Source organism: Aquitalea sp. LB_tupeE (assembly GCF_013391415.1).
Taxonomy (GTDB): Bacteria; Pseudomonadota; Gammaproteobacteria; order Burkholderiales; family Chromobacteriaceae; genus Aquitalea.
Genome location: NZ_JACAXB010000019.1, coordinates 56,842 through 77,036, shown reverse-complemented (window position 1 = coordinate 77,036; position 20,195 = coordinate 56,842). Strand labels below are relative to the sequence as shown.

The window sequence follows — 20,195 nt, the reverse complement described above, 5'->3', positions numbered from 1 at the left end:
TGACTGCGAATACCGGGCCGATGGTATGCCAGGCCCGGGGAAGGACAGCAGGGAGCTTATTTGAATTAGCCGGTCAAATTGATGGGAAAAAACTGAAACAGCAAATGGAAAACAGAAGGAAGCAAAGAGCATGCTTCTTGATCCTGCAAGTACACAACAGGCTTGGGGCCGGGTGGAAATTACCGTCAACCCATGAAAAAAGCCCGCATAAGCGGGCTTTTTTCTTGCAGCACAATTCCGGATAAGGGAATCAGGCCTGGCCGACCACAACAACCTTGATCGGAGCAACCACGTCGTGGTGCAGGGCGATTTCGATGTCGTACTCACCGATAGCCTTGAACGGGCCGTTCGGCAGACGAACTTCGAAACGCTTGATTTCCACGCCGAATGCGGTCACGGCTTCAGCCACGTCCACATTGGTCACGGAACCGAACAGACGGCCATCAACACCGGCTTTTTGCGCGATGGTGATAACAGCTTCAGCCAGCTTTTCAGCACGAACCTTGGCATCGGCCAGGATTTCAGCTTGCTTGGCTTCCAGTTCGGCGCGACGAGCTTCGAACTCTTTCAGGTTGTTTTCGGTAGCGCGCTTGGCTTTGCCTTGCGGGATCAGGAAGTTACGGGCGTAACCGTTCTTAACCTTGACCACGTCACCCAGTTGACCCAGGTTGGCAACTTTTTCGAGCAGAATGATTTGCATCTTAAGTCCTTTCCCGGCTTAGTGTTGATCGGTGTAAGGCAGGAAAGCCAGGAAGCGAGCACGCTTGATAGCAGTGGTCAGCTGACGCTGGTAGCGAGCCTTGGTACCGGTAATGCGAGCCGGGATGATTTTGCCGTTTTCGGCGATGAAGTCTTTCAGGAGATCAACGGATTTGTAGTCGATTTCCTTGATGCCTTCTGCCGTGAAGCGGCAGAACTTCTTGCGCTTGAAGAGTTGACGAGCCATTTTGACTAACCTTTTACAAATTCAACATATTCGATATTGAGTACCAACCGCGGATTCCTCAGACTGCGCTGGGACAGAAAGCCGGTAAGCGTTACCGTGTTTCCTGCCAGTTTGCCAGCATGTCGCCGGGCGTCTTCACCAATCAGCACGGCCTGGATTTCACAGGCCACATCCCGTTCGAACCCGCCGGCAGTCTGTCTAGACTGATGCCGGACCCACATTTCCACTACCGGAATTCCGGCAGGGGTGTAACGCAGGTCTTCTTCGCGTTCGACCGTCGCGGTCAATACCAGACGGTTCTGCAAGTCCTTCACTCCTGCCTATCAGGCAGCAGCTTCGGCCTCGGCTGCCGGCTGGGAATCCAGCAGGTTTTTAGCCTTTTCGTCCTTCATCATCGGGGACGCTTCGGTAATGGCGCGGTCCAGCTTGATGGTCAGGTGACGCAGAACAGCGTCGTTGAACTTGAAGGCGTGCTCGATCTCGGCCAGGGTTTCGGACTGGCACTCAACGTTCATCAGAACGTAGTGGGCTTTGTGCAGCTTCTGGATCGGGTAAGCCAGTTGACGACGGCCCCAGTCTTCCAGACGGTGGATCTTGCCTTCAGCGGCCAGAACCATGCCCTTGTAGCGCTCGATCATGGCCGGAACCTGTTCGCTCTGGTCCGGATGGACGATGAACACGATTTCGTAATGACGCATGTTAACTCCTTATGGCTATTTAGCTTTTTGCCATGCGGTTGCAAAAAGCAAGGTAGTGAAACCGCAGCATTCTACGCACTTACGCAGGCCGGGGCAAACTAAATCGTCCGTAAGTGCAAGCCCGATGGCCTGCCACGCAGTCAAACTGCAACAGCTACAGGCGCTTATTGCGTTGAATATCGCTGATGACGCCCTGATGCAGGGTAATCACCGTGGTGTAGGGCAGGTCGATGTCGCCCAGCCAGAACAACTGGCTATCGCCACTGCCGGCCGGGTCGGTGCGCACGTAATCCGGCTTGCCGGCCAGTTGTTGCAGTTCACTGGCAGGCATGCCACGGTGCAGGCGCATGAATTGTTCGAAGGGTAGAGGGTCGGCCAGTATGCAGGACGACAGCAGCAGGCCAGCCAGCGCTGGCAAAAGGGTTTTCATGGCGGTGGGTTTCCATGGGCCGGTGGGGAAACCCGAGTATTCCACAAGGCGGATCAATCGTTGATGAAGCCTGCGTTGATTGGGGCGCTCCGCGCCCTAGCGCACCTTTTTCACCACATCGATCAACTCGGTCACCATGCCGGTTGCATCACCTTGTTGCAATGCCCGGCTGACACAACCCTTCATGTGGTTTTCCAGCAACTGCATGGCCACGGCGTCCAGTGCCGACTTGACCGCCGCCACCTGGGTCAGCACGTCCACGCAGTAACGGTCGGACTCCACCATGCCGCTGATGCCGCGTACCTGCCCCTCAATTCTGGCCAGCCGCTTGAGCAGGGCCGCCTTGTTGGGCTGGGTCACACTCTTGCCACTGGATTCCGGCTGCCCATGGCAGCAGTCGTCGTTTTTGGGGGCAAGGCTCATGCAGACTCCGCATTCTGGATTGAAAACAGGGCTGCCAGTGTAACACCGGCAGCCCCGGGCTTGCGCAGGCTGCCGTTCAGGCTTTGACGTCCAGCATGGCCATCATGCCCGCGTCCTCGTGCTCCAGGATGTGACAGTGGAACATACGCAGGCCGGGCATGGTCTGCACAAAGCGCAGGCGCACGGTTTCGCCGGCAGGAATATTCACCACATCGCGCCAGGCCAGGAAGGGCTCGGTTTGCCACACGCCGTCATCGGTGCGGGCCATCACTTGGAACTGGGTGCCGTGGAGATGGAAGGGGTGGTCCATGTGCGCCTGACTGACGATGTCCCATTCTTCGATCTGCCCCACCTTGCCGGTGAAATCAGCCCGGTTCATATCGAATTTCTTGCCATTGATCAGGAACATCGCCGCCGGATTGGCCATGTTTTCGCTGAAGTTGACCACCCGTTTGACCGCAGGCTCGCCTAGCGCGGTGATGTCGCGCAGTGTGTCCGGCAGCGTGGCGGTGGCTTTGCTGCCTGCCTGCCTGATGGTGGCAAGGGTAAGGGTTTCCGCCTGTTCCGGGCTCATGGCTTTGCCACGGTTGTAAGGCAAAGACTGCAAGGCGGATGGCTGGCCTGCAGTAAAGCGTCCGGTCACGACAATTTCCGCCCGCTCACCGGGCGACAACAACAGCGTATCAATGTGGCGCGGCGCGCCGATCAGCCCGCCATCCGTCCCCACCAGTTGTACTTCGTGCACGGGCAAGGCCAGCTTGAGGATGCGGGCGCTGCTGGCATTCCAGATGCGCCAGCGCTGCCGCTCGCCCTGCGCCAGCGTAATCACCGGCTGCCAGCCGCCATTCACCAGCACGAACTGGCCTTCACGGCCATCATGCCGGTCGGCAGCGCTGCTATCCGCAATCTGGCCATGGGCATCCAGTTTGAGGTCGGACAGCACCAGCCACTGCTCCGGCAGATGCGCCAGCGGGTCGTTGCGGCTTTTCACCACGAATACCCCGGCCAGCCCCATATAAGCCTGCTGCGCGGTATGGCCATGCGGATGCGGGTGATACCAGTAGCTGGCTGCGCTGCCCGGCGGCAAACGGAAGCGGTAGGCATGCTGCTGCCCCGGCAAAACCGGGTTGTGCGGATTGCCGTCCTGCTCTGCCGGCACCGGCATGCCATGCCAATGGATGGTGCTGGGCTGCAGCAGCTTATTGGCAAAAGCAATGTCCACTTCATCCCCTTCCCAGGCCACGATGGCCGGGCCGGGAATCTGGCCGTTATACGCCCAGAAAGTAGTAGCGGGCTTACCCGGCAACAGCGGCAGGCTGACCGGCGCTGCCTGCAACTGGCCGACAAACTGGCCGCTGCCCCCCTGATTGGCCAGCATGGACAGCGCAGCCAAAGGCAGGCCGCGTGGCAGACCCAGGCTGTCGGCAGCGGGCATGCTGGCGCTTGCACCGTGGTCCATGGCCGCATGATCCATGCCCGGCATGTCGGCCATGCCTTCTGCCCATGCCTGGCGTTGCAGCAGCGGAGTGAATACCAAGGTAGCAGCGTAAGATAGAAAGTGGCGGCGTTGCATGATCTGGGCCTTAATTTGAATGGCTACAACTCATACCCCCCAAGGGTATGTCGAACGTAGAGTAACAAATACCATTCAAGTTCCATTGTGCCAGATCAAATCTGGCCAACGGTGCAACCAACCCTTATCAGTAACTCGCTGGTGGAACACGGCTACCGAGGCACGAGCCGGGTTATGTCTTAGTACTCCAGCAAACAGATCATCCAAACCAAACGGGGCAATCAGTTCCAGGCTGCAGCCACTACGGCGTACTGCAACAGCCGTAGCCGTCTCGGGCCAACTCTCCAACGCCGCAAGCAAGGATATGAAAGGCGGCCAATGTTTCCCGGTTGCTTCTGCAATCCAGCGATGCACGGTGGCCTGATTCACAATGTCCCACGCGCTAACCTGAGAAAATCTGCCACGTAAACTGTGCTCAAGCTCTGCCTCAAAATCAGCAGCATCCAACGCCGTCGCATGGTAGACGATATCAATCTCGGCCGGCAGCGACGGTGAATAGCCATGCAGATGATCCCAGACTGCCGCACGCACAGCACCGGCAGCCAGCCAACAATCCGGTGCAACATCCTCTAGATAAGTAAGCAAGGGGGATAGCAGCGGATGAGCGGACAAGATAGCGTCCAGCCTATCAAGCAAAACGCCCTGTTCTGCTGTGAGAGACAGGGCGTTGGACTGCAATGGTACAGCCTTAGGCTTTGGCATCAGCAGCTAGCACACGCTGGCGGCGGCTTTCGGCCAGCACCATGCCGGAGGACACCGACACATTGAGGCTTTCCACCGTGCCACACATCGGAATGGACACCAGCACATCACAGTGCTCACGCGTCAGGCGACGCATGCCCTCGCCTTCCGAGCCCATCACCCAGGCCAGCGGGCCTGCGGCATCCACATGGAACAGGTCGGTATCGGCTTCCATGGTGGTGCCGGCAATCCACACCCCGGCGTCTTTCAGGTCGCGCAGGGTGCGCGCCAGATTGGTGACGGTGATGTAGGGAATCACTTCCGCCGCGCCGCAGGCCACTTTGGATACGGTAGCGTTCAGCCCGGCAGAACGGTCTTTCGGGGCAATCACCGCATGGGCGCCCATGGCGTCGGCCACCCGCAGGCAGGCCCCCAGGTTATGCGGGTCGGTCACGCCGTCCAGAATCAGCAGCAGCGGCGGTTCGCTGAGGTTTTCCAGCACGTCGTCCAGGTCGACATGGTTGCGGCTGGCATCAATCATGGCCACCACGCCTTGATGGCGGGCATTGCCGCTCATGCTGTCCAGCCTTGCCTTGTCGACAATGTGCAGCTTGATGCTTTCTTCTGCGGCCTTGTCCAGCACGGCCTTGGCGCGCTCATCGTGGCGGCCGCCGGCCAGCCAGATTTCAATCAGGCTTTTCGGGTTCTGCCACAAGCGGGCGTTGATGGCATGAAAGCCGTGAATGAGTCGCTTGTTGCTCATGCGCTTGAAGCCTTGTAAACGGGAATGGGCGCTATTGTAGCTGCAAAGGACGGGGCTTGCTGCCAAACCGCAGCCCGGTGCCCATCACAGACCGCCCTGCCAGTCGGCCAGTACGGCCAGACGCGCCGACTTGGCCAGTTGTTCGGCCAGTTGCGGAAACTCCGTCGCCGGCACCGGCTTGCCAAAGTGATAGCCCTGCAACAAGGTGCAGCCTTTCAGTTCCAGGAAGTCTGCCTGGGCAGCATTCTCCACCCCTTCGGCCACCACCTTGAACTTGAGCTTCTTGGCCATGGCCAGGATAGCTTCGGCAATGGCGGCATTGTCTTCGTCGCCGGGCAGGCCGTCGACAAAGGAGCGGTCGATTTTCAGCGTATCCAGCGGGAAACGCTTGAGATGGGACAGTGAGGAGTAACCAGTGCCAAAGTCGTCAATCGACAGCCACACACCCAGCGCTTTCAGTTCGGCCAGTTGGTGCACGGCTTCCACCGGGTTTTGCATGATCATGCTTTCGGTGATTTCCAGCTCCAGCCTGCTGGCGTCCAGACCGGTACTTTGCAAGGCTCGCGCTACGTTTTCCACCAGCGTGGTCTGCTCAAACTGGCGCGCCGACAGGTTGACGGCCACGCGCGGCACGAACAGTCCGGCATCGTCCCAGGCCTTGATCTGGCGACAGGCTTCTTGCAGCACCCAGTCGCCAATGGGCTTGATCAGGCCGGTTTCTTCGGCCAGCGGAATGAAGCGCAGCGGCGGAATCAGCCCCAGTTGCGGGTGACGCCAGCGAATCAGCACTTCCACCCCGGACATGTCGCGGCTGGCGGCATTGAGTTGCGGCTGGTAGTGCAGTTCGAATTCGCCCCGCTCCAGCGCCTGGCGCATGCCGTTTTCCAGCAGCAGGCGCTCGAAGGTCTGGGTGTTCATCTCCGCGTCAAAGAACTGGTAGGTGTTCTTGCCGGCGTCCTTGGCGCGGTACATGGCGACATCGGCGTTTTTCAGCAGGCTGCGTGCATCGGTCCCGTCATTGGGGAACACGCTGATGCCGATACTGCCGGTGACAAACACTTCGTGTTCTTCCAGTCGCAAACCACGGCCCAGCACGGTGAGGATGTCCTCGGCCAGCGCCGCCAGTTCGGCCTGATCGGCAAATTCGGTCAGCAGCAGGGTGAATTCGTCGCCACCTTGCCGCGCCAGCAGGCCGCGCTCGCCCACCGAATTGGACAGACGAATGGCAATTTCGCGCAGCAGTTCATCACCGGACTGGTGACCGAAGGAGTCGTTGATCAGCTTGAAACGGTCCAGGTCGATGAACATCACCGCCAGCGGGGTTGGCTCGCCGCTCATGTCGACAATGGCCTGTTCCAGCCGGCTGATCAGGCTGCTGCGGTTGGGCAGGCGAGTGAGCGGGTCGTGATTGGCCAGAAACTGCAGGCGCTCTTCGGCCTGCTTGCGCACGGTGATGTCGGAAAACACCGCCACGTAGTTGCTGAGGAAGCCGCCGTCATCGCGCACCAGTGAAATGGACAGTTCAGCCGGATACCAGTCGCCATTCTTGCGCCGGTCGCGCATTTCGCCTTGCCAGTGTCCGTGCTGCGCCAGCGCCTCCAGCATTTGCTGACTGACTGCGTCGTCATTTTCACTGAAGATGCGCGACAGCTTGCCCAGCGCCTCGCTCTCCTGATAGCCGGTAATGCGGGTGAAGGCGTGGTTGACCGCGATGATGCGGGTATCGGCATCCAGAATCAGGATGCCTTCCGCCGAATTTTCGAACACCTTGCCTGCCAGTTTCAGATTGGTATCGGCGGCAATGCGGTCTGAAATGTCCACCACCACGCCAATCAACGCGGGCTTGCCGTCGTACTCCACCAAGCGGCTGTGCACTTCCAGGTCCACCAGATGGCCGTCACGAGTGATGGCGCGGGTGGTGTAGTGCATCACCTGGATGTTGTCGCGCAGGCGGCGCTTGATCTGCAGCCGGATGCGGCTGGCCTCGCTGGGCGGCAGCAGGCTTTCCAGGGGCATGTCCTGCATGTCTTCCGGCCGGTAGCCGACGATATCGGCCAGCTTGGGGTTGACGTACACCAGCCGCTCGTCCTGCAGGATGTAGATGCCGACCAGGGTTTGTTCCACCAACGCCCAGTATTTTTCCTCGGCTTCCTTCTTGGCTTTTTGCTCTTCGCGGGTACGGGTGATGTCGGTATCCACGCTGCCTACCCCGGCCGGGCGGCCCTGGCTGTCGAACAGCGGAAACTTGGTCACCAGCATGGTGAAGGTGCTGCCGCCGGTGGTGAAGCTTTCTTCAAACTGGCGCGGCTCCAGGCAATTGAGTACCACTTCGTCCTGCTGCTGGATGCGCCGGGCATCTTCAGAAGCAAAATAATCGCTCACCAGGCGGCCCACCATGGCGTACTCGGTAACGCCCAGCATGCGGCTGTAAGCGCGGTTGGCCAGCAGGAAGCGGCCATCCAGCCCCTTGAGCGACATCATGTTGGGGCTGTTGTTGACCAGAGACTCCACCCGCGAGCGGAACTCGTTCAGCTCGTCTTCCTTGCGGCGGTGCACATCACTCAGCGTTGCCACCAGCAAGGAAGCCACAATGAAAGTCAGACACAGCGCCGTTTCGGTCATCAGCTCGGTGCTGCCGGCATACAGGTAAAGTCCGGGGAAAAACCCGGGCAGGGACAATAACAGGCACAGCAAGGCACCGGACAGGCAGGCACCCAGCAAGCGGCCACGGAAGGCCGCCCAAATCATCAAGGGGAAAAACAGTACCGGGCGCGGAATGGGCAGGTCTTGCGCATTGCTCACCATGGATGCCCACACCGCCAGCATCACCAGCAAAATCACCAGCAATTCCAGCAAGCGACGACGATCTGGCAGGCTGCTCAGCCGCAGCAGCGGCAGGCAAGAGGTCATGGCCAGCATGCAGCAGGCACCGGCCTGCGCCATCCACTGCAATACCTCGGGCAAACTGCCATGCCAGAACGAATACACGCCCAGCAAGGCAATGGGCGGGGCGGTGAAATAGGCACACACTTCCAGCAGGTTCAGCAGCAAGCGGGAAATGGCCGAACCATCGGTGGCCGTGGCTGGAGAGGCACGCAGCAAATGCGCGCCTGGCAATAGCAGCAGCAAAGACAGGCTTAGCGCTGCGGCCCATGGCCATGGCAAATACTGGCCGGTCAGCAGCAGGGCTGCCGGGGGCCAGAACCACACCCGGCGCAGGCCGCGCCATAGCAGGCAGCCGGCAAACAGGCCGTGCGGCAGGAAACCGTACAAAGGAACCTCACCCAGGGCATCCCTGGGCCATAGCAACAAGCTGGCGGCAAACAAGGCAAAAGCCAGCCAGCCGGCAAATATCCCCTTAGCTTTCACTCTCCCAATCCTTTACAGCCACAGTCCGCCCATGCACGACTGTTTCCGGTCGGTGCTTATTGGTATGAGGTACGGATATGTGGCGGGTCGCGGGCCTTGTGGCCTCTTGTAAATGGCTGGCAAACACACCGATGGCGTGAAATGCCCGCTGGTATAATACCCGCAGATCCACGAATGTGAAGAAGAATGTTGGACACACTGCCCCGCATTGCCCCAGCCGGTCAGAAGACCCGCTGCCCCGCCCTGCCTGATGGCCTCGACGCTGCCGTGCTGGCTGGCCTGGCCCAGGCCGGCCACACCCTGCTGGTGCTGACCGCCGACGCCCAGGCAGCACAACGGCTGAAAGCCGAGTTGCCCTGGTTTGCCCCCGACATCAAGGCCGCCTTGCTGCCTGACTGGGAGACGCTGCCCTACGACCATTTCTCCCCGCACGGCGAGCTGGTAAGCGAACGGCTGGCCACGCTGTGGCAGATTCACCGCGGTGAATGTCAGGTAGTGATTGCCCCGGTCAGCACCGCCATGACGCGGCTCTCGCCGGTGAGCTACCTGCTGGGCCGTACCTTTTTGTTGCAAAGCAAGCAACAACTGGATGTGGAGCAACTGCGCGCCGACATGGTGATGGCTGGCTACAGCCACGTCACCCAGGTGATGGCGCCGGGCGAGTTTTCCATTCGTGGCGGCCTGGTGGACCTGTTCCCCATGGGCAGCACCCTGCCCTACCGCATCGACCTGTTCGACAAGGAAATCGACAGCCTGCGCACCTTCGACCCGGACAGCCAGCGCACACTGTACCCGGTACCGGAAATCCGCATGCTGCCGGCGCGCGAATATCCGGCGGACGAAAGTGGCGTCACCGCCTTCCGCCAGCACTACCGCGAGCGCGTGGAAGGCGACCCGTCCAAGAGCCGCATTTATAAAGACGTATCGGCCAATCTGTTCCCCGCCGGTATCGAGTACTACCTGCCGCTGTTCTTCGACGAAACCGCCACCCTGTTCGACTACGTGGGCGAATCCGCCCTGGTGGTGCTGCACCGCGACGTGGCCGGTGCCGCCGACACCTTCTGGAAAGACGTACAGAACCGCTACCACATGGCGCAGGGCGACCCGGAACGTCCGGTACTGCCGCCTGCCGATGTGTTCTTGCGTCAGGACGAATTCCTCGGCCGCATCAAGCCTTATTCCCGCATCGAGATTCCCGCTGCCGATGCAGACAGCACCGTGTTGCAATTGCCCGACCTGGCCGTGGAACGCCGTGCCGACAACCCCTTGCACAAGCTGGCGCATTATCTGCAACACAGCGGCCAGCGCGTGCTGCTGACAGCCGAAAGCCTGGGGCGGCGCGAAACCATGGTGCAGTTCCTGCAAGAGCACGGCATCAAGCCGCAGCTGATCGACAACTGGCAGGACTTTGCCAACGGCAACATGCCGCTGGCGCTGGTGGTGGCCCCGCTGTATTCCGGCTTTGCCCAGCAGCAACCGCCGCTGTCCATCATCACCGAGAGCGAGCTGTACCAGCACATCGCGCGCAGTCATACCCGCCGCCGCCATGTGAAGATGAGTTCGGACTCCATGCTGCGCGACCTGGCCGAGGTAAAATCCGGCGACCCGGTGGTGCACGAGCAGCACGGCATCGGCCGCTATATCGGTCTGGTGTCGATGGACCTGGGCGAAGGCGAAACCGAGCTGATGCAGCTGGAATACGCGGACAACGCCACCCTGTACGTGCCGGTCAGCCAGCTGCACCTGATCTCGCGTTATGCCGGCGGCCCGTCCGAGCAGGCCCCGCTGCACAAGCTGGGCAACCCCGCCTGGGAAAAGGCCAAGAAGAAAGCCGCCGAAAAGGCGCGCGATACTGCCGCCGAACTGCTTAATCTGTACGCCCAGCGCGCCGCGCGCGAAGGTCACAGCTTCAGCCTGTCGCACCACGATTACGATGCCTTTGCCGCCGGTTTCGGCTTTGAAGAAACCATAGACCAGGCCAATGCCATCGAAGCCGTCATCCACGATATGTGCAGCGGCAAACCGATGGACCGGCTGGTCTGCGGCGACGTGGGCTTCGGCAAGACCGAAGTCGCGCTGCGCGCGGCTTTTGTCGCGGTGATGGGCGGCAAGCAAGTAGCGCTGCTGGTGCCCACCACCCTGCTGGCCGAACAGCATTTCCAGAACTTCTCCGACCGCTTCAACGATTGGCCGGTGAAGATTGCCGAGCTGTCACGCTTTCGCAGCGCCAAGGAAAGCAAGGCCGCGCTGGCAGGGCTTGCCGAAGGCACGGTAGACATCGTCATCGGCACCCACAAGCTGGTGCAGCCGGACGTACAGTTCAAGAACCTGGGGCTGGTGATCATCGACGAAGAGCACCGCTTTGGCGTGCGCCAGAAAGAGCAGCTCAAGCGCCTGCGCGCCAATGTCGATGTGCTTACCCTCACCGCCACGCCGATTCCGCGCACGCTGTCGATGGCGCTGGAAGGCCTGCGCGACTTCTCGGTCATCGCCACTGCGCCCAATCGCCGGCTGGCAGTGAAAACCTTCATCAGCCCGGCCAGCAACGGCGTGATCCGCGAGGCCATCCTGCGTGAACTCAAGCGCGGCGGTCAGGTGTTCTTCCTGCACAACGAAGTGGACACCATTGCCAACATGCAGGAAAAACTGGCCGAACTGGTGCCGGAAGCCCGCATCGGCGTGGCCCACGGCCAGTTGCGCGAACGCGAGCTGGAACAGGTGATGCGCGACTTCCTGCAACAGCGCTTCAATGTGCTGCTGTGCTCCACCATCATCGAAACCGGCATCGACATTCCCAATGCCAATACCATCCTGATCAATCGTGCCGACAAGTTCGGCCTGGCCCAGCTACACCAGCTGCGTGGCCGGGTGGGGCGCAGCCATCATCAGGCCTATGCCTATCTGCTGACCCCGGACGGCATGACCAAGGACGCCGGCAAGCGGCTGGAAGCCATTCAGTTGTCCGGCGAGCTGGGTGCCGGTTTCTATCTGGCCATGCACGATATGGAAATCCGTGGTGCGGGTGAGGTACTGGGCGAAGGCCAGTCGGGTGAAATGCAGGAAGTGGGCTTCTCGCTGTTTACCGAGATGCTCAAACAAGCGGTGCGCGACCTGAAAAAAGGCCGCGAGCCCGACCTGGACGCACCGCTGGGCGTCACCACCGAAATCAATCTGCACAGCCCGGCGCTGTTGCCGGATGCCTACTGCCCGGACGTGCATGAACGGCTGGTGCTGTACAAGCGCCTGGCCACCTGCGACACGGAGCAGGACATCGACGCCATCCACGAGGAGCTGATCGACCGCTTCGGCCTGCCGCCGCAAACGGTGAAAACGCTGATCGAAAGCCACCGCCTGCGCCTGCTGGCCAAGCCGCTGGGCGTAGCCAAGCTGGACGCCAGCGAAGTGGCCATCCAGTTGCAATTCATCAAGAACCCGCCGATCGACCCGATGAAGATCATCCAGCTGATCCAGAGCAAGAAGAATTACAAGCTGGCCGGTCAGGACAAGCTGCGGGTGGAATCAAAAATAGAAGAAGTGGGCCTGCGCGTGGTGCGGGTGAAGGAGCTGTTGAAAGAGCTGAGCTAGCTTCGGCCAGAGCCCGCTCCACAACGCCTGCCGCCCGGTGCCGCAGGCGTTTTTTCTGTTTCCTGCATTGCCACATCGCAAAACAGGCAGGAAACAGGCTGGTCGCTCTTGTGGTGGCAGGGCTACACTGAAAGGGCAACACGCAGTCTTCCTCATCCTTACAACAACAGGAAAATGCGATGACCCACTCCCGCTACCACGCCCCGCTGCAAGACCGCAGCACTGACGACGACGAAGACGACGATGTGAAACTGCCCGCCTTCCGCCGTTACGAATCACAAGGTGTGATCCGCCAGATTTCCTACTATCTGTCCGGCGAAATTGTCGACCCCATCCAGTACACCGACCTGCTGTACACCCTGCGCACCGCCAGTGCCACCGACCTGATCTTCCTGCACCTCAACACTCCCGGCGGCAATTTCGATACCGGCTTGCAGATCATCAACAACATCGCCGCCAGCGAGGCGCACGTCATCACCATTCTGGAGGCGCGCGCCTTTTCCATGGGCGCGCTGATCTTTCTGGCCGGGGACGAGCTGATCGTGCATGACACCTGCCAGCTAATGTTCCACAACTACTCGTCCGCATCCGTGGGCAAGGGTAACGAACAGGCAGCGCAAGTGATGGCCAGCCGCAAATGGTTCGACAAGGTGATGCGCAATGTCTGCCGCCCCTTCCTGAGTGATCAGGAACTGGAACGCATCAGCAAGGGCGAGGATATCTGGCTGGATACCGACGACATCCGCCGCCGCTTGCTGCATCTGCAAAAAGGAGAACCCGCTGTCAAGCCCAAAGGCACGCGGGCCAAGGTGAAACCGGTACCGGTCAGCGCCAGCGAAACCGACGCCGCCAAACCGGCACGCAGCAGCCGCAAGAGCAAGCCCGCCTGAGGCCACGGCCGCGACCGCACGTACTGGTAAATGCGACAAACGGGCGGCAAGGGCTTACAAGCGGAACTTCGCCACGCTTTGCTGCAAGGTTTGCGAGGTAGCCGCCATGCGGTTGGCCGCCGTGGCGACAGAGCTGATGGCGGCGGCGTTCTCTTCCGACATTTGGGCAATGGCCTCCACGCTGCGCGACAGGCTGCTGGCAGCCGTGCGCTGCTCGCTCAGCGCATCGGATATTTCATTCATGGCCACGGTCACTTCGGCCGAACGGTCGCAGATGGCATGCATGGACTGCCGGGCCTGGCTGGCGGTATCGGCTACCTTGGCCACATCCTGACTGGCCTGCTGCATGCGCTCGGCCGCCATGGTTGTTTCATGGTCGATGCTGCTGGTCATGCTGGCAATTTCCTGTACCGAACGCGAGGTCCGCTCTGCCAGCTTGCGCACCTCGTCGGCCACCACGGCAAAGCCACGCCCTTGCTCACCGGCACGTGCCGCCTCGATGGCTGCATTCAGCGCCAAAAGATTGGTCTGGTCCGCCACATCCTTGATCACGGTGGCGATATTGCCGATGCCCTTCACCTGCTCGGACAGATTGATGATGTCACTGGCAGCCTCGCGGATATCTCCGGCGGCAGTCTGGATGTCCTGAGTGGCTGCGGCAACATGGGTACCACCGGTATCGGAGGCAGTACCCGCATCACTGGCCTTGCCAGCTGCGCTGCGTGCATTGGCGGATACATGCTCGATACTGACCGTCAGCTGTTCTACTGCCGAGGCCGCCGATGAAGTGGATGCCGACTGGTTATACACACTGGAGGAAACCTGGCTGCTGGCGGTGGATACCTGCTGTGCAGTCTGTGCCACCTCCTGTGCACCCTGCACCACCTGGCGGATGATGCCGGCCAGCTCCTGCCGCATTTGCAACAGCGAGCGCATCAGCTTGCCCAGTTCATCCTGCGGACCGGCCGAGGTCTGGTCCGGCTGCAGATTCCCGGCGGCCACCTGCTCGGCCAGTTGCTGGGCCATACCGATGCGCCGGGCAAAATTACCCGACATGATGACGGCCAGGCCCATGCCCAGCAGCATGGCCACGCTGACCACAATCAGCACGATAGTGCCGGTATGGTGGGCTTGTTCACGGATATTGCCGACCGACACATTCATTTTCTGGTCTTGATGGCGCGACAATTCATTCACCGCTTCCTGAAAGCCTTTCAGCGACGGACTGAATTCCTTGTGGACAAAATCAAGCGACTTGCTGCTGTTATTCTGCTTGAGCAAGGCAAACAGGGTGTCATATTTGCTGCGAATGGCGGCACGCGCATTCTGGATATTTTCAAACATGCGTTTGCCTTCAGCCGATTGCACCAGCCGCGATAATCTTTCCATATCATCGCTATTTGCCTTGGCATTGCTTTTCATACTGTCAATCAGCTTATCAATCTGGTCGGAATTGGTTTCCAGTGCCGCCTGATAACACAAGTCCTCAGCAATGACTGCCCGCTTGACCAGATTGCCCGACAACTGGGCCTTGGGATAAATATCGTATTCAATCAGACTGGCTTGATCGGCCAGTGAGGAAACACCCAGTCCGGCATTAATGCCAATTAACAGCATCAGGGCCAGAATCAAACCGAATCCTGCAAAAAACTTGCTGCGGATACTCATATTACTGATATGCATTACCTGTGTTCTCTCTGTGATCCTGCTGACAACAAACCGGATAAATAATTGATATTATTATATTTATTGTCTGCCCATCATTAATCTCGGCACAATCAATTTATTACAAAAGCATAATAATACATATTCATGTCGGTTTTATAATGCGCAAAATCAAACTTTTATTTAAAAGTCCATCACCTGCAAAATTCAACCTGCTGGATAACTTGCTGGAAGCACCAAGCATGGCAAGAAAGACGGGAACAAGGGCAAAGCAATACCAGCAGCGTGATCAGCCTGAGAGCCAGGCGTGGGGGAACGAAATCGGACAACGCATCCGTGCTGCCGAAAAGAAAATGGCCCGGTGTGTACCGGGCCATCAGCACTGGTAAAACATCAATCGACGATAAACAGCCGCGCCCCGGTACGGGTGGACGAGCGGTGCGGCTCGCCCTCATCGCTTACCTGATAGCTCAGGCCGGGAGTCAGCATGAAGCGGCGGCCATCGGCCAGTTCGGTCAGCAGCTCGCCCTCCAGACACAGCAGGATGTGGCCCTTGCGACACCAGTGGTCAGCCACATAGCCGGCGCTGTACTCCACCATGCGTACACGGATATTGCCGAACTGGCAGGTGCGCCACAGCGCCATGCCGCTTTCGCCGGGATGCTCGCTGGGCGCAATGGCCGACCAGTCGGTCACGCCAAACGGAATGTTGTCGATTTGCATGCTGCGCTCCATCTTAGGCTGAACAAGCAGACAGCTTAACCCAGCGTCGATGGTGTCAAGACTGTCGCTGGACAAAAAAGCCCGGAGCATGCTCCGGGCTGGTCTGGCGTTGACGGGTTTGCTTGCCCGCCATCATACAGTCTTGAGTTTACCCTTGGCCTTGCGTGGCACGGCAACATCCCTGGCCGCATCGCGCAAATGGGCTTCGCACCAGGCACGGCCATAATAGCTGTCCAGCAATAGTTGCTTGAGTTCGCTGATCAGCGGATAGCGCGGATTGGCCCCGGTGCATTGGTCATCAAAGGCAGCTTCGGCCAACTGGTCGACCCGGGCCAGAAAGTCTGCCTCTTCCACGCCTGCCGCCTGAATCGACATCGGGATATTGAGTGTCTGTTTCAGTTCGTCCACCCACTGCACCAGCTTTTCCACCCGTTCGTGATCGCGTTCGCCTTCCAGCCCCAGATGACGGGCGATTTCGGCATAGCGCGCCACGCTCTTGGGCCGGTCGTACTGGCTGAACGCGGTTTGCTTGGTGGGAATATCAGCCGCGTTGTAGCGGATGACATTGCTGATCAGCAAGGCATTCGCCAGGCCATGCGCCAGGCCGAATTCAGCCCCCAGCTTGTGCGCCATGGAGTGGCACACGCCCAGGAAGGCATTGGCAAAGGCAATACCGGCAATGCTGGCGGCGTTATGTACTTGCTCGCGGGCTTTCGGGTCGCGTGCGCCGTTCAGATAGGCCGATGGCAGGTAGTCCTTCAGCAGTTTCAGCGCTTGCAGGGCTTGCGGGTCGGAGTATTCGTTGGCCATCACCGACACATAGGCTTCCAGCGCATGGGTCACCGCGTCGATACCACCAAAGGCGGTAAGCGACTTGGGCATGTCCATCACCAGGTTGGCATCCACAATCGCCATGTGTGGCGTCAATTCGTAATCGGCAATCGGGTATTTCACTCCGGTCACTTCATCGGTCACCACGGCAAACGGCGTGACTTCCGAACCGGTGCCGGAGGTGGTGGGCACCGCCACCAGCATGGCTTTGCCACCCAGACGCGGGAACTGGTAAATGCGTTTGCGAATGTCCATGAAGCGCAGCGCCAGATCGGCAAAATGCACTTCCGGGTGTTCGTACATCACCCAGATGATCTTGGCGGCATCCATGGGCGAGCCGCCGCCCAGCGCCATGATCACATCCGGCTGGAAAGACTGCGCCAGTTCGGCCCCCTTGCGTACCACCGCCAGCGTCGGGTCGGCAGGCACATCAAAAAACACTTCCACTTCCAGGCCCATTTTTTTCAGCAGGCGTACCGGCTCATCCACGAAGCCATGTTCCAGCAGATAATGCCCGGTCACGATCAGGCAACGCTTTTTACCCGCCAGGTCTTCCAGTGCCACCGGCAGGCAGCCACGGCGGAAGTAAATGGACTTGGGCAGTTTGTGCCACAGCATGTTTTCCGCCCTCTTGGCCACGGTTTTCTTGTTGATCAGGTGTTTGGGGCCGACGTTTTCCGAAATGGAATTGCCCCCCCAGGAGCCGCAACCCAGCGTCAGCGACGGGGCCAGGCTGAAGTTGTACAAGTCGCCAATACCACCATGCGAGGACGGGGTGTTGATCAGGATGCGGGCGGTTTTCATCTTGTCGCCAAAATAGCGGATGCGCTCGCCTTGCAAATCCTGGTCGGTATACAGCGCCGAGGTATGGCCGATACCACCCAGCGCCACCAGCGCTGCCGCCTTGTCGCAGGCATCGGCAAAATCGCGGGCGCGGTACATGGCCAGCGTGGGCGACAGTTTTTCGTGGGCGAAGGCTTCGTCATTGCTCAGATCGCTCACTTCGCCAATCAGCACCTTGGTATCAGCCGGTACGGTAATGCCGGCCATGGCGGCAATCTTTACCGCGCTCTGGCCGACAATCGCCGCATTCAGATTGCCGCGATTGAGGATGACCCCGGCCACGGCGGCGGTTTCCTGTGCGCTGAGAATGTAACCGCCATGGCGCGAAAAGCGTTCGCGCACCGCCTCGTAAATGCTGTCCACCACGATGACCGACTGCTCGGAGGCACACACCACGCCGTTATCGAAAGTCTTGGACATCAGGATGGAGGCTACGGCGCGTTTGATGTCGGCCGTTTCGTCGATCACCGCCGGGGTATTACCCGCGCCCACACCGATGGCCGGCTTGCCCGAGGAGTACGCCGCTTTCACCATGCCGGGGCCGCCGGTAGCCAGAATCAGGTTGATGTCGGGGTGCTGCATCAGCGCGTTGGACAGCTCCACGCTGGGCTCGTCTATCCAGCCGATGATGTCCTGCGGTGCACCGGCGGCCACGGCGGCCTCCAATACCAGTCGTGCCGCTGCGCAGGTGGAACGACGCGCGCGCGGATGCGGTGAAAAGATGATGGCATTGCGGGTTTTCAACGCAATCAAGGCCTTGAAAATGGCCGTAGAGGTAGGGTTGGTGGTGGGCACGATGCCACACAGGATGCCAATGGGCTCGGCAATGGTGATGGTGCCAAAGCTGTCATCTTCGGACAGCACGCCGCAGGTCTTTTCATCCTTGTACTTGTTGTAGATGTATTCAGAGGCAAAGTGATTCTTGATCACCTTGTCTTCCATCACACCCATGCCGGTTTCCTCCACCGCCATGCGTGCCAGCGGAAGGCGCGCATCCGCTGCGGCCAGCGCCGCGCTACGGAAAATGACATCAACTTGCTGTTGGGAGAATTCGGCAAAAGCCGCCTGGGCCTGTTTGACGCGCGCTACCAGCGCATCGAGTTGTTCCAATGAAGATACCGACATGACACGACTCCAATGACAAAAAAAGAAATCTGCCCGGGCTGCATGCATTCAGTTGCTTACCATATCCATCTGGTAGGCATTGCCAAATTCAAACTGAATATACAGCCCCGCACGCTGTAATTAACTCACTACAACCGTGCTAATAAAATTGTCAGACAAACAAGGTCATCGCCTTTGTTTTACTGGAAAAATGATTATTGAAGGCAGATTACTCTTTTTAACTGTCCATCGTTTTGCGCCAGGCCAAGTAAATAAGTTGTCAGCAGATAAAAACAGCATGCAACAACACCGCAGTTAATACTTGATTCAGCCCAGCTGTAGTCTGTCACTTACAAAACCAGGCATGAGAAAAGGAAAAACCGCCAGCGCGGGTCAACGCGGTGGCGGTTCTGGTACAGAAAAAGTGCTGCGCTCAGCGCATGAAGCTGTATTTGAAGAACTGGCCCTGCTTCATCAGTTCGCGAATCTTGCCCGGATCGGTCTCACCGTTCAGATTGGTGATGATCAACTTGCCGGCACCCTGGCGCAGGTCGTTACGGAAATCGTAGAACGCCCCCAGGATAGCCAGATGCCCGCCTTCCACCTCGCCGGAGAACTTCAGGATAGCGCTTTCCACCTGGTTATTCACATTCAGCAGCGCGCCATCGGTGGGGTCTATGCCCTGCGGAATATTGATGGTGGCCAACTCCTTGCGGATAGCCGGTTCCAGCTTGCTGTAATCGGTGGAAGCAGCCTTGATGGCTCCGCAAGCGGCATGGCCGACAAAAATCAGCAGCGGGGTGTGCAGATGGCGCACGCCGTATTCCACCGAGCCTTCGGCAGTGGCCAGCTGGTTGCCGATATCGCGCACCATGAACAGGTCATTGACCGCGCTCTTGTCCATCACCTCGCTTTGCACGCGCGAATCGGAACAGGTGACCACCGTAGCACGGGGCGTTTGCTTGTCGGCAAAGGTCTTGAAGTAGCCGGCATTATGGTGAGCCATGTAATCAGTATTGTCGTGCAGGATGGTGCTGACGGCCGCACGTACCTGTTGTACCTCGGAGCCATGGCCATGTTCGTCATGGCTGCTCTCCTCCGGTTTGCGCAGCATTGACTTGGGCTTGGCACGGCGTGGCTTGGCCGCGCGCTTCGCCTCATGCCCGCTACCGCCGGGGGCATGCACTTCCGGACTGGGGCCAAGTGGCGTTTTCAGTTGTGGAGCAGCGCCCTGCTTTACTTCAGGCTGCAGGGTTTCCGGTTCCTTGGGCTTGGCCCGTGCCGCCGCCATGGATGCCGCCAGCTTACCCGGCAACACAATGGTCTTGGTCGTTGCTTCCGCCGCAGCCGATGCCGCCGGTTTGCCCGGCAAGACAATCGGTTTGCCGTGTTCGGCAGGAGCTGCCGCCTTTTCTTCGGCCTGCACCACGGATACCAGCAAACCACACCCGAGTAGGATTGCCGCCGCCTGCTGCGCACGGATCTGCCATGTTTTGTTCATCACGCCTTGCATCCTGTTATTGATTTAGAGAAGCCATTCCCCTGGAACCGCCCCCAGTCAGAGAAAATGGTCGAGCGACGGTCTTGGCCGGCAAACCCAGTGCTATTTATAGTGTCAGGCTGCTGGCAACGCCGCTTTTCCCCTTGCGCAGGCGATGGTACAGCACTTTG

General features: G+C 59.4%; 17 protein-coding genes. 3 read left to right on the top strand and 14 right to left on the bottom strand.

What is annotated here, in order from left to right:
* Positions 1-250: 250 nt before the first annotated feature.
* From rplI to HWX34_RS11170, 10 genes are all read right to left on the bottom strand, one after another.
* The gene (rplI, locus tag HWX34_RS11215) at positions 251-700 is read right to left on the bottom strand and encodes a 50S ribosomal protein L9 (RefSeq protein ID WP_045847268.1); all 450 of its coding nucleotides are present in this window, start codon (positions 698-700) and stop codon (positions 251-253) included.
* A gap of 18 nt (positions 701-718) precedes the next feature.
* Positions 719-946, bottom strand: coding sequence for a 30S ribosomal protein S18 (gene rpsR / locus HWX34_RS11210; RefSeq protein WP_011137185.1), 228 nt, complete (start codon positions 944-946; stop codon positions 719-721).
* Between the two features lie 5 nt (positions 947-951).
* Entirely contained in the window at positions 952-1,260 is a 309-nt protein-coding gene (gene priB / locus HWX34_RS11205) for a primosomal replication protein N (protein ID WP_370459724.1), read from the bottom strand.
* 9 nt (positions 1,261-1,269) lie between these two features.
* Positions 1,270-1,644, bottom strand: a complete 375-nt coding sequence (gene rpsF / locus HWX34_RS11200; RefSeq protein WP_045847266.1) for a 30S ribosomal protein S6 — start codon at positions 1,642-1,644, stop codon at positions 1,270-1,272.
* 154 nt (positions 1,645-1,798) lie between these two features.
* Entirely contained in the window at positions 1,799-2,074 is a 276-nt protein-coding gene (locus tag HWX34_RS11195) for a hypothetical protein (RefSeq protein WP_178972312.1), read from the bottom strand.
* Positions 2,075-2,170: 96 nt separating this feature from the next.
* Positions 2,171-2,497, bottom strand: coding sequence for a metal-sensitive transcriptional regulator (locus HWX34_RS11190; RefSeq protein ID WP_045847264.1), 327 nt, complete (start codon positions 2,495-2,497; stop codon positions 2,171-2,173).
* A 76-nt stretch (positions 2,498-2,573) separates the two neighbouring features.
* On the bottom strand, positions 2,574-4,070 hold the full coding sequence (locus HWX34_RS11185) for a multicopper oxidase family protein (protein ID WP_178972311.1): 1,497 nt from the start codon (positions 4,068-4,070) through the stop codon (positions 2,574-2,576).
* 75 nt (positions 4,071-4,145) lie between these two features.
* Positions 4,146-4,748 (bottom strand): nucleotidyltransferase family protein, encoded by a 603-nt coding sequence (locus HWX34_RS11180; protein ID WP_178972310.1) that lies wholly within the window; start codon positions 4,746-4,748, stop codon positions 4,146-4,148.
* A gap of 10 nt (positions 4,749-4,758) precedes the next feature.
* On the bottom strand, positions 4,759-5,514 hold the full coding sequence (gene rlmB, locus HWX34_RS11175) for a 23S rRNA (guanosine(2251)-2'-O)-methyltransferase RlmB (RefSeq protein ID WP_178972309.1): 756 nt from the start codon (positions 5,512-5,514) through the stop codon (positions 4,759-4,761).
* Between the two features lie 84 nt (positions 5,515-5,598).
* Positions 5,599-8,883 carry an EAL domain-containing protein gene (locus HWX34_RS11170; protein WP_370459723.1) on the bottom strand — a complete coding sequence of 1,095 codons (3,285 nt, stop codon included), beginning with the start codon at positions 8,881-8,883 and terminating at the stop codon, positions 5,599-5,601.
* 186 nt (positions 8,884-9,069) lie between these two features.
* Between HWX34_RS11170 and mfd the strand changes: the two genes are divergently transcribed.
* Together mfd and HWX34_RS11160 are read left to right on the top strand one after the other, a co-directional pair.
* Positions 9,070-12,468, top strand: a complete 3,399-nt coding sequence (gene mfd / locus HWX34_RS11165) for a transcription-repair coupling factor (RefSeq protein ID WP_178972308.1) — start codon at positions 9,070-9,072, stop codon at positions 12,466-12,468.
* Between the two features lie 179 nt (positions 12,469-12,647).
* Positions 12,648-13,358, top strand: coding sequence for an ATP-dependent Clp protease proteolytic subunit (locus HWX34_RS11160; RefSeq protein ID WP_082695979.1), 711 nt, complete (start codon positions 12,648-12,650; stop codon positions 13,356-13,358).
* A 54-nt stretch (positions 13,359-13,412) separates the two neighbouring features.
* Here HWX34_RS11160 and HWX34_RS11155 read toward each other — a convergent pair whose 3' ends face one another.
* Positions 13,413-15,041 (bottom strand): methyl-accepting chemotaxis protein, encoded by a 1,629-nt coding sequence (locus tag HWX34_RS11155; RefSeq protein ID WP_178972307.1) that lies wholly within the window; start codon positions 15,039-15,041, stop codon positions 13,413-13,415.
* 143 nt (positions 15,042-15,184) lie between these two features.
* Here HWX34_RS11155 and HWX34_RS11150 point away from each other — a divergent pair, with 143 nt between their 5' ends.
* Entirely contained in the window at positions 15,185-15,412 is a 228-nt protein-coding gene (locus HWX34_RS11150) for a hypothetical protein (protein ID WP_178972306.1), read from the top strand.
* Between the two features lie 4 nt (positions 15,413-15,416).
* On the opposite strand, the gene HWX34_RS11145 is transcribed toward HWX34_RS11150, so the two are convergent.
* The 3 genes from HWX34_RS11145 to HWX34_RS21310 form a co-directional block, all read right to left on the bottom strand.
* A complete protein-coding gene (locus HWX34_RS11145; protein WP_178972305.1) occupies positions 15,417-15,746 on the bottom strand; it encodes a DHCW motif cupin fold protein in 330 nt (109 codons plus the stop codon).
* A gap of 132 nt (positions 15,747-15,878) precedes the next feature.
* Positions 15,879-18,545, bottom strand: coding sequence for a bifunctional acetaldehyde-CoA/alcohol dehydrogenase (adhE, locus tag HWX34_RS11140; RefSeq protein ID WP_178972304.1), 2,667 nt, complete (start codon positions 18,543-18,545; stop codon positions 15,879-15,881).
* 412 nt (positions 18,546-18,957) lie between these two features.
* Positions 18,958-20,025 (bottom strand): carbonic anhydrase, encoded by a 1,068-nt coding sequence (locus tag HWX34_RS21310; RefSeq protein WP_255496679.1) that lies wholly within the window; start codon positions 20,023-20,025, stop codon positions 18,958-18,960.
* Positions 20,026-20,195 lie beyond the last annotated feature (170 nt).

Excerpts from the sequence above, each read along its gene's own strand:
- mfd (WP_178972308.1), top strand. The coding sequence starts at position 9,070 with ATGTTGGACACACTGCCCCGCATTGCCCCAGCCGGTCAGAAGACCCGC.
- HWX34_RS11145 (WP_178972305.1), bottom strand. The coding sequence starts at position 15,746 with ATGCAAATCGACAACATTCCGTTTGGCGTGACCGACTGGTCGGCCATT.
- HWX34_RS21310 (WP_255496679.1), bottom strand. The coding sequence starts at position 20,025 with ATGAACAAAACATGGCAGATCCGTGCGCAGCAGGCGGCGGCAATCCTA.
- HWX34_RS11150 (WP_178972306.1), top strand. The coding sequence starts at position 15,185 with ATGCGCAAAATCAAACTTTTATTTAAAAGTCCATCACCTGCAAAATTC.
- HWX34_RS11185 (WP_178972311.1), bottom strand. The coding sequence starts at position 4,070 with ATGCAACGCCGCCACTTTCTATCTTACGCTGCTACCTTGGTATTCACT.
- HWX34_RS11190 (WP_045847264.1), bottom strand. The coding sequence starts at position 2,497 with ATGAGCCTTGCCCCCAAAAACGACGACTGCTGCCATGGGCAGCCGGAA.
- HWX34_RS11160 (WP_082695979.1), top strand. The coding sequence starts at position 12,648 with ATGACCCACTCCCGCTACCACGCCCCGCTGCAAGACCGCAGCACTGAC.
- rpsF (WP_045847266.1), bottom strand. The coding sequence starts at position 1,644 with ATGCGTCATTACGAAATCGTGTTCATCGTCCATCCGGACCAGAGCGAA.
- HWX34_RS11195 (WP_178972312.1), bottom strand. The coding sequence starts at position 2,074 with ATGAAAACCCTTTTGCCAGCGCTGGCTGGCCTGCTGCTGTCGTCCTGC.
- rplI (WP_045847268.1), bottom strand. The coding sequence starts at position 700 with ATGCAAATCATTCTGCTCGAAAAAGTTGCCAACCTGGGTCAACTGGGT.
- adhE (WP_178972304.1), bottom strand. The coding sequence starts at position 18,545 with ATGTCGGTATCTTCATTGGAACAACTCGATGCGCTGGTAGCGCGCGTC.
- rlmB (WP_178972309.1), bottom strand. The coding sequence starts at position 5,514 with ATGAGCAACAAGCGACTCATTCACGGCTTTCATGCCATCAACGCCCGC.
- rpsR (WP_011137185.1), bottom strand. The coding sequence starts at position 946 with ATGGCTCGTCAACTCTTCAAGCGCAAGAAGTTCTGCCGCTTCACGGCA.
- HWX34_RS11155 (WP_178972307.1), bottom strand. The coding sequence starts at position 15,041 with ATGCATATCAGTAATATGAGTATCCGCAGCAAGTTTTTTGCAGGATTC.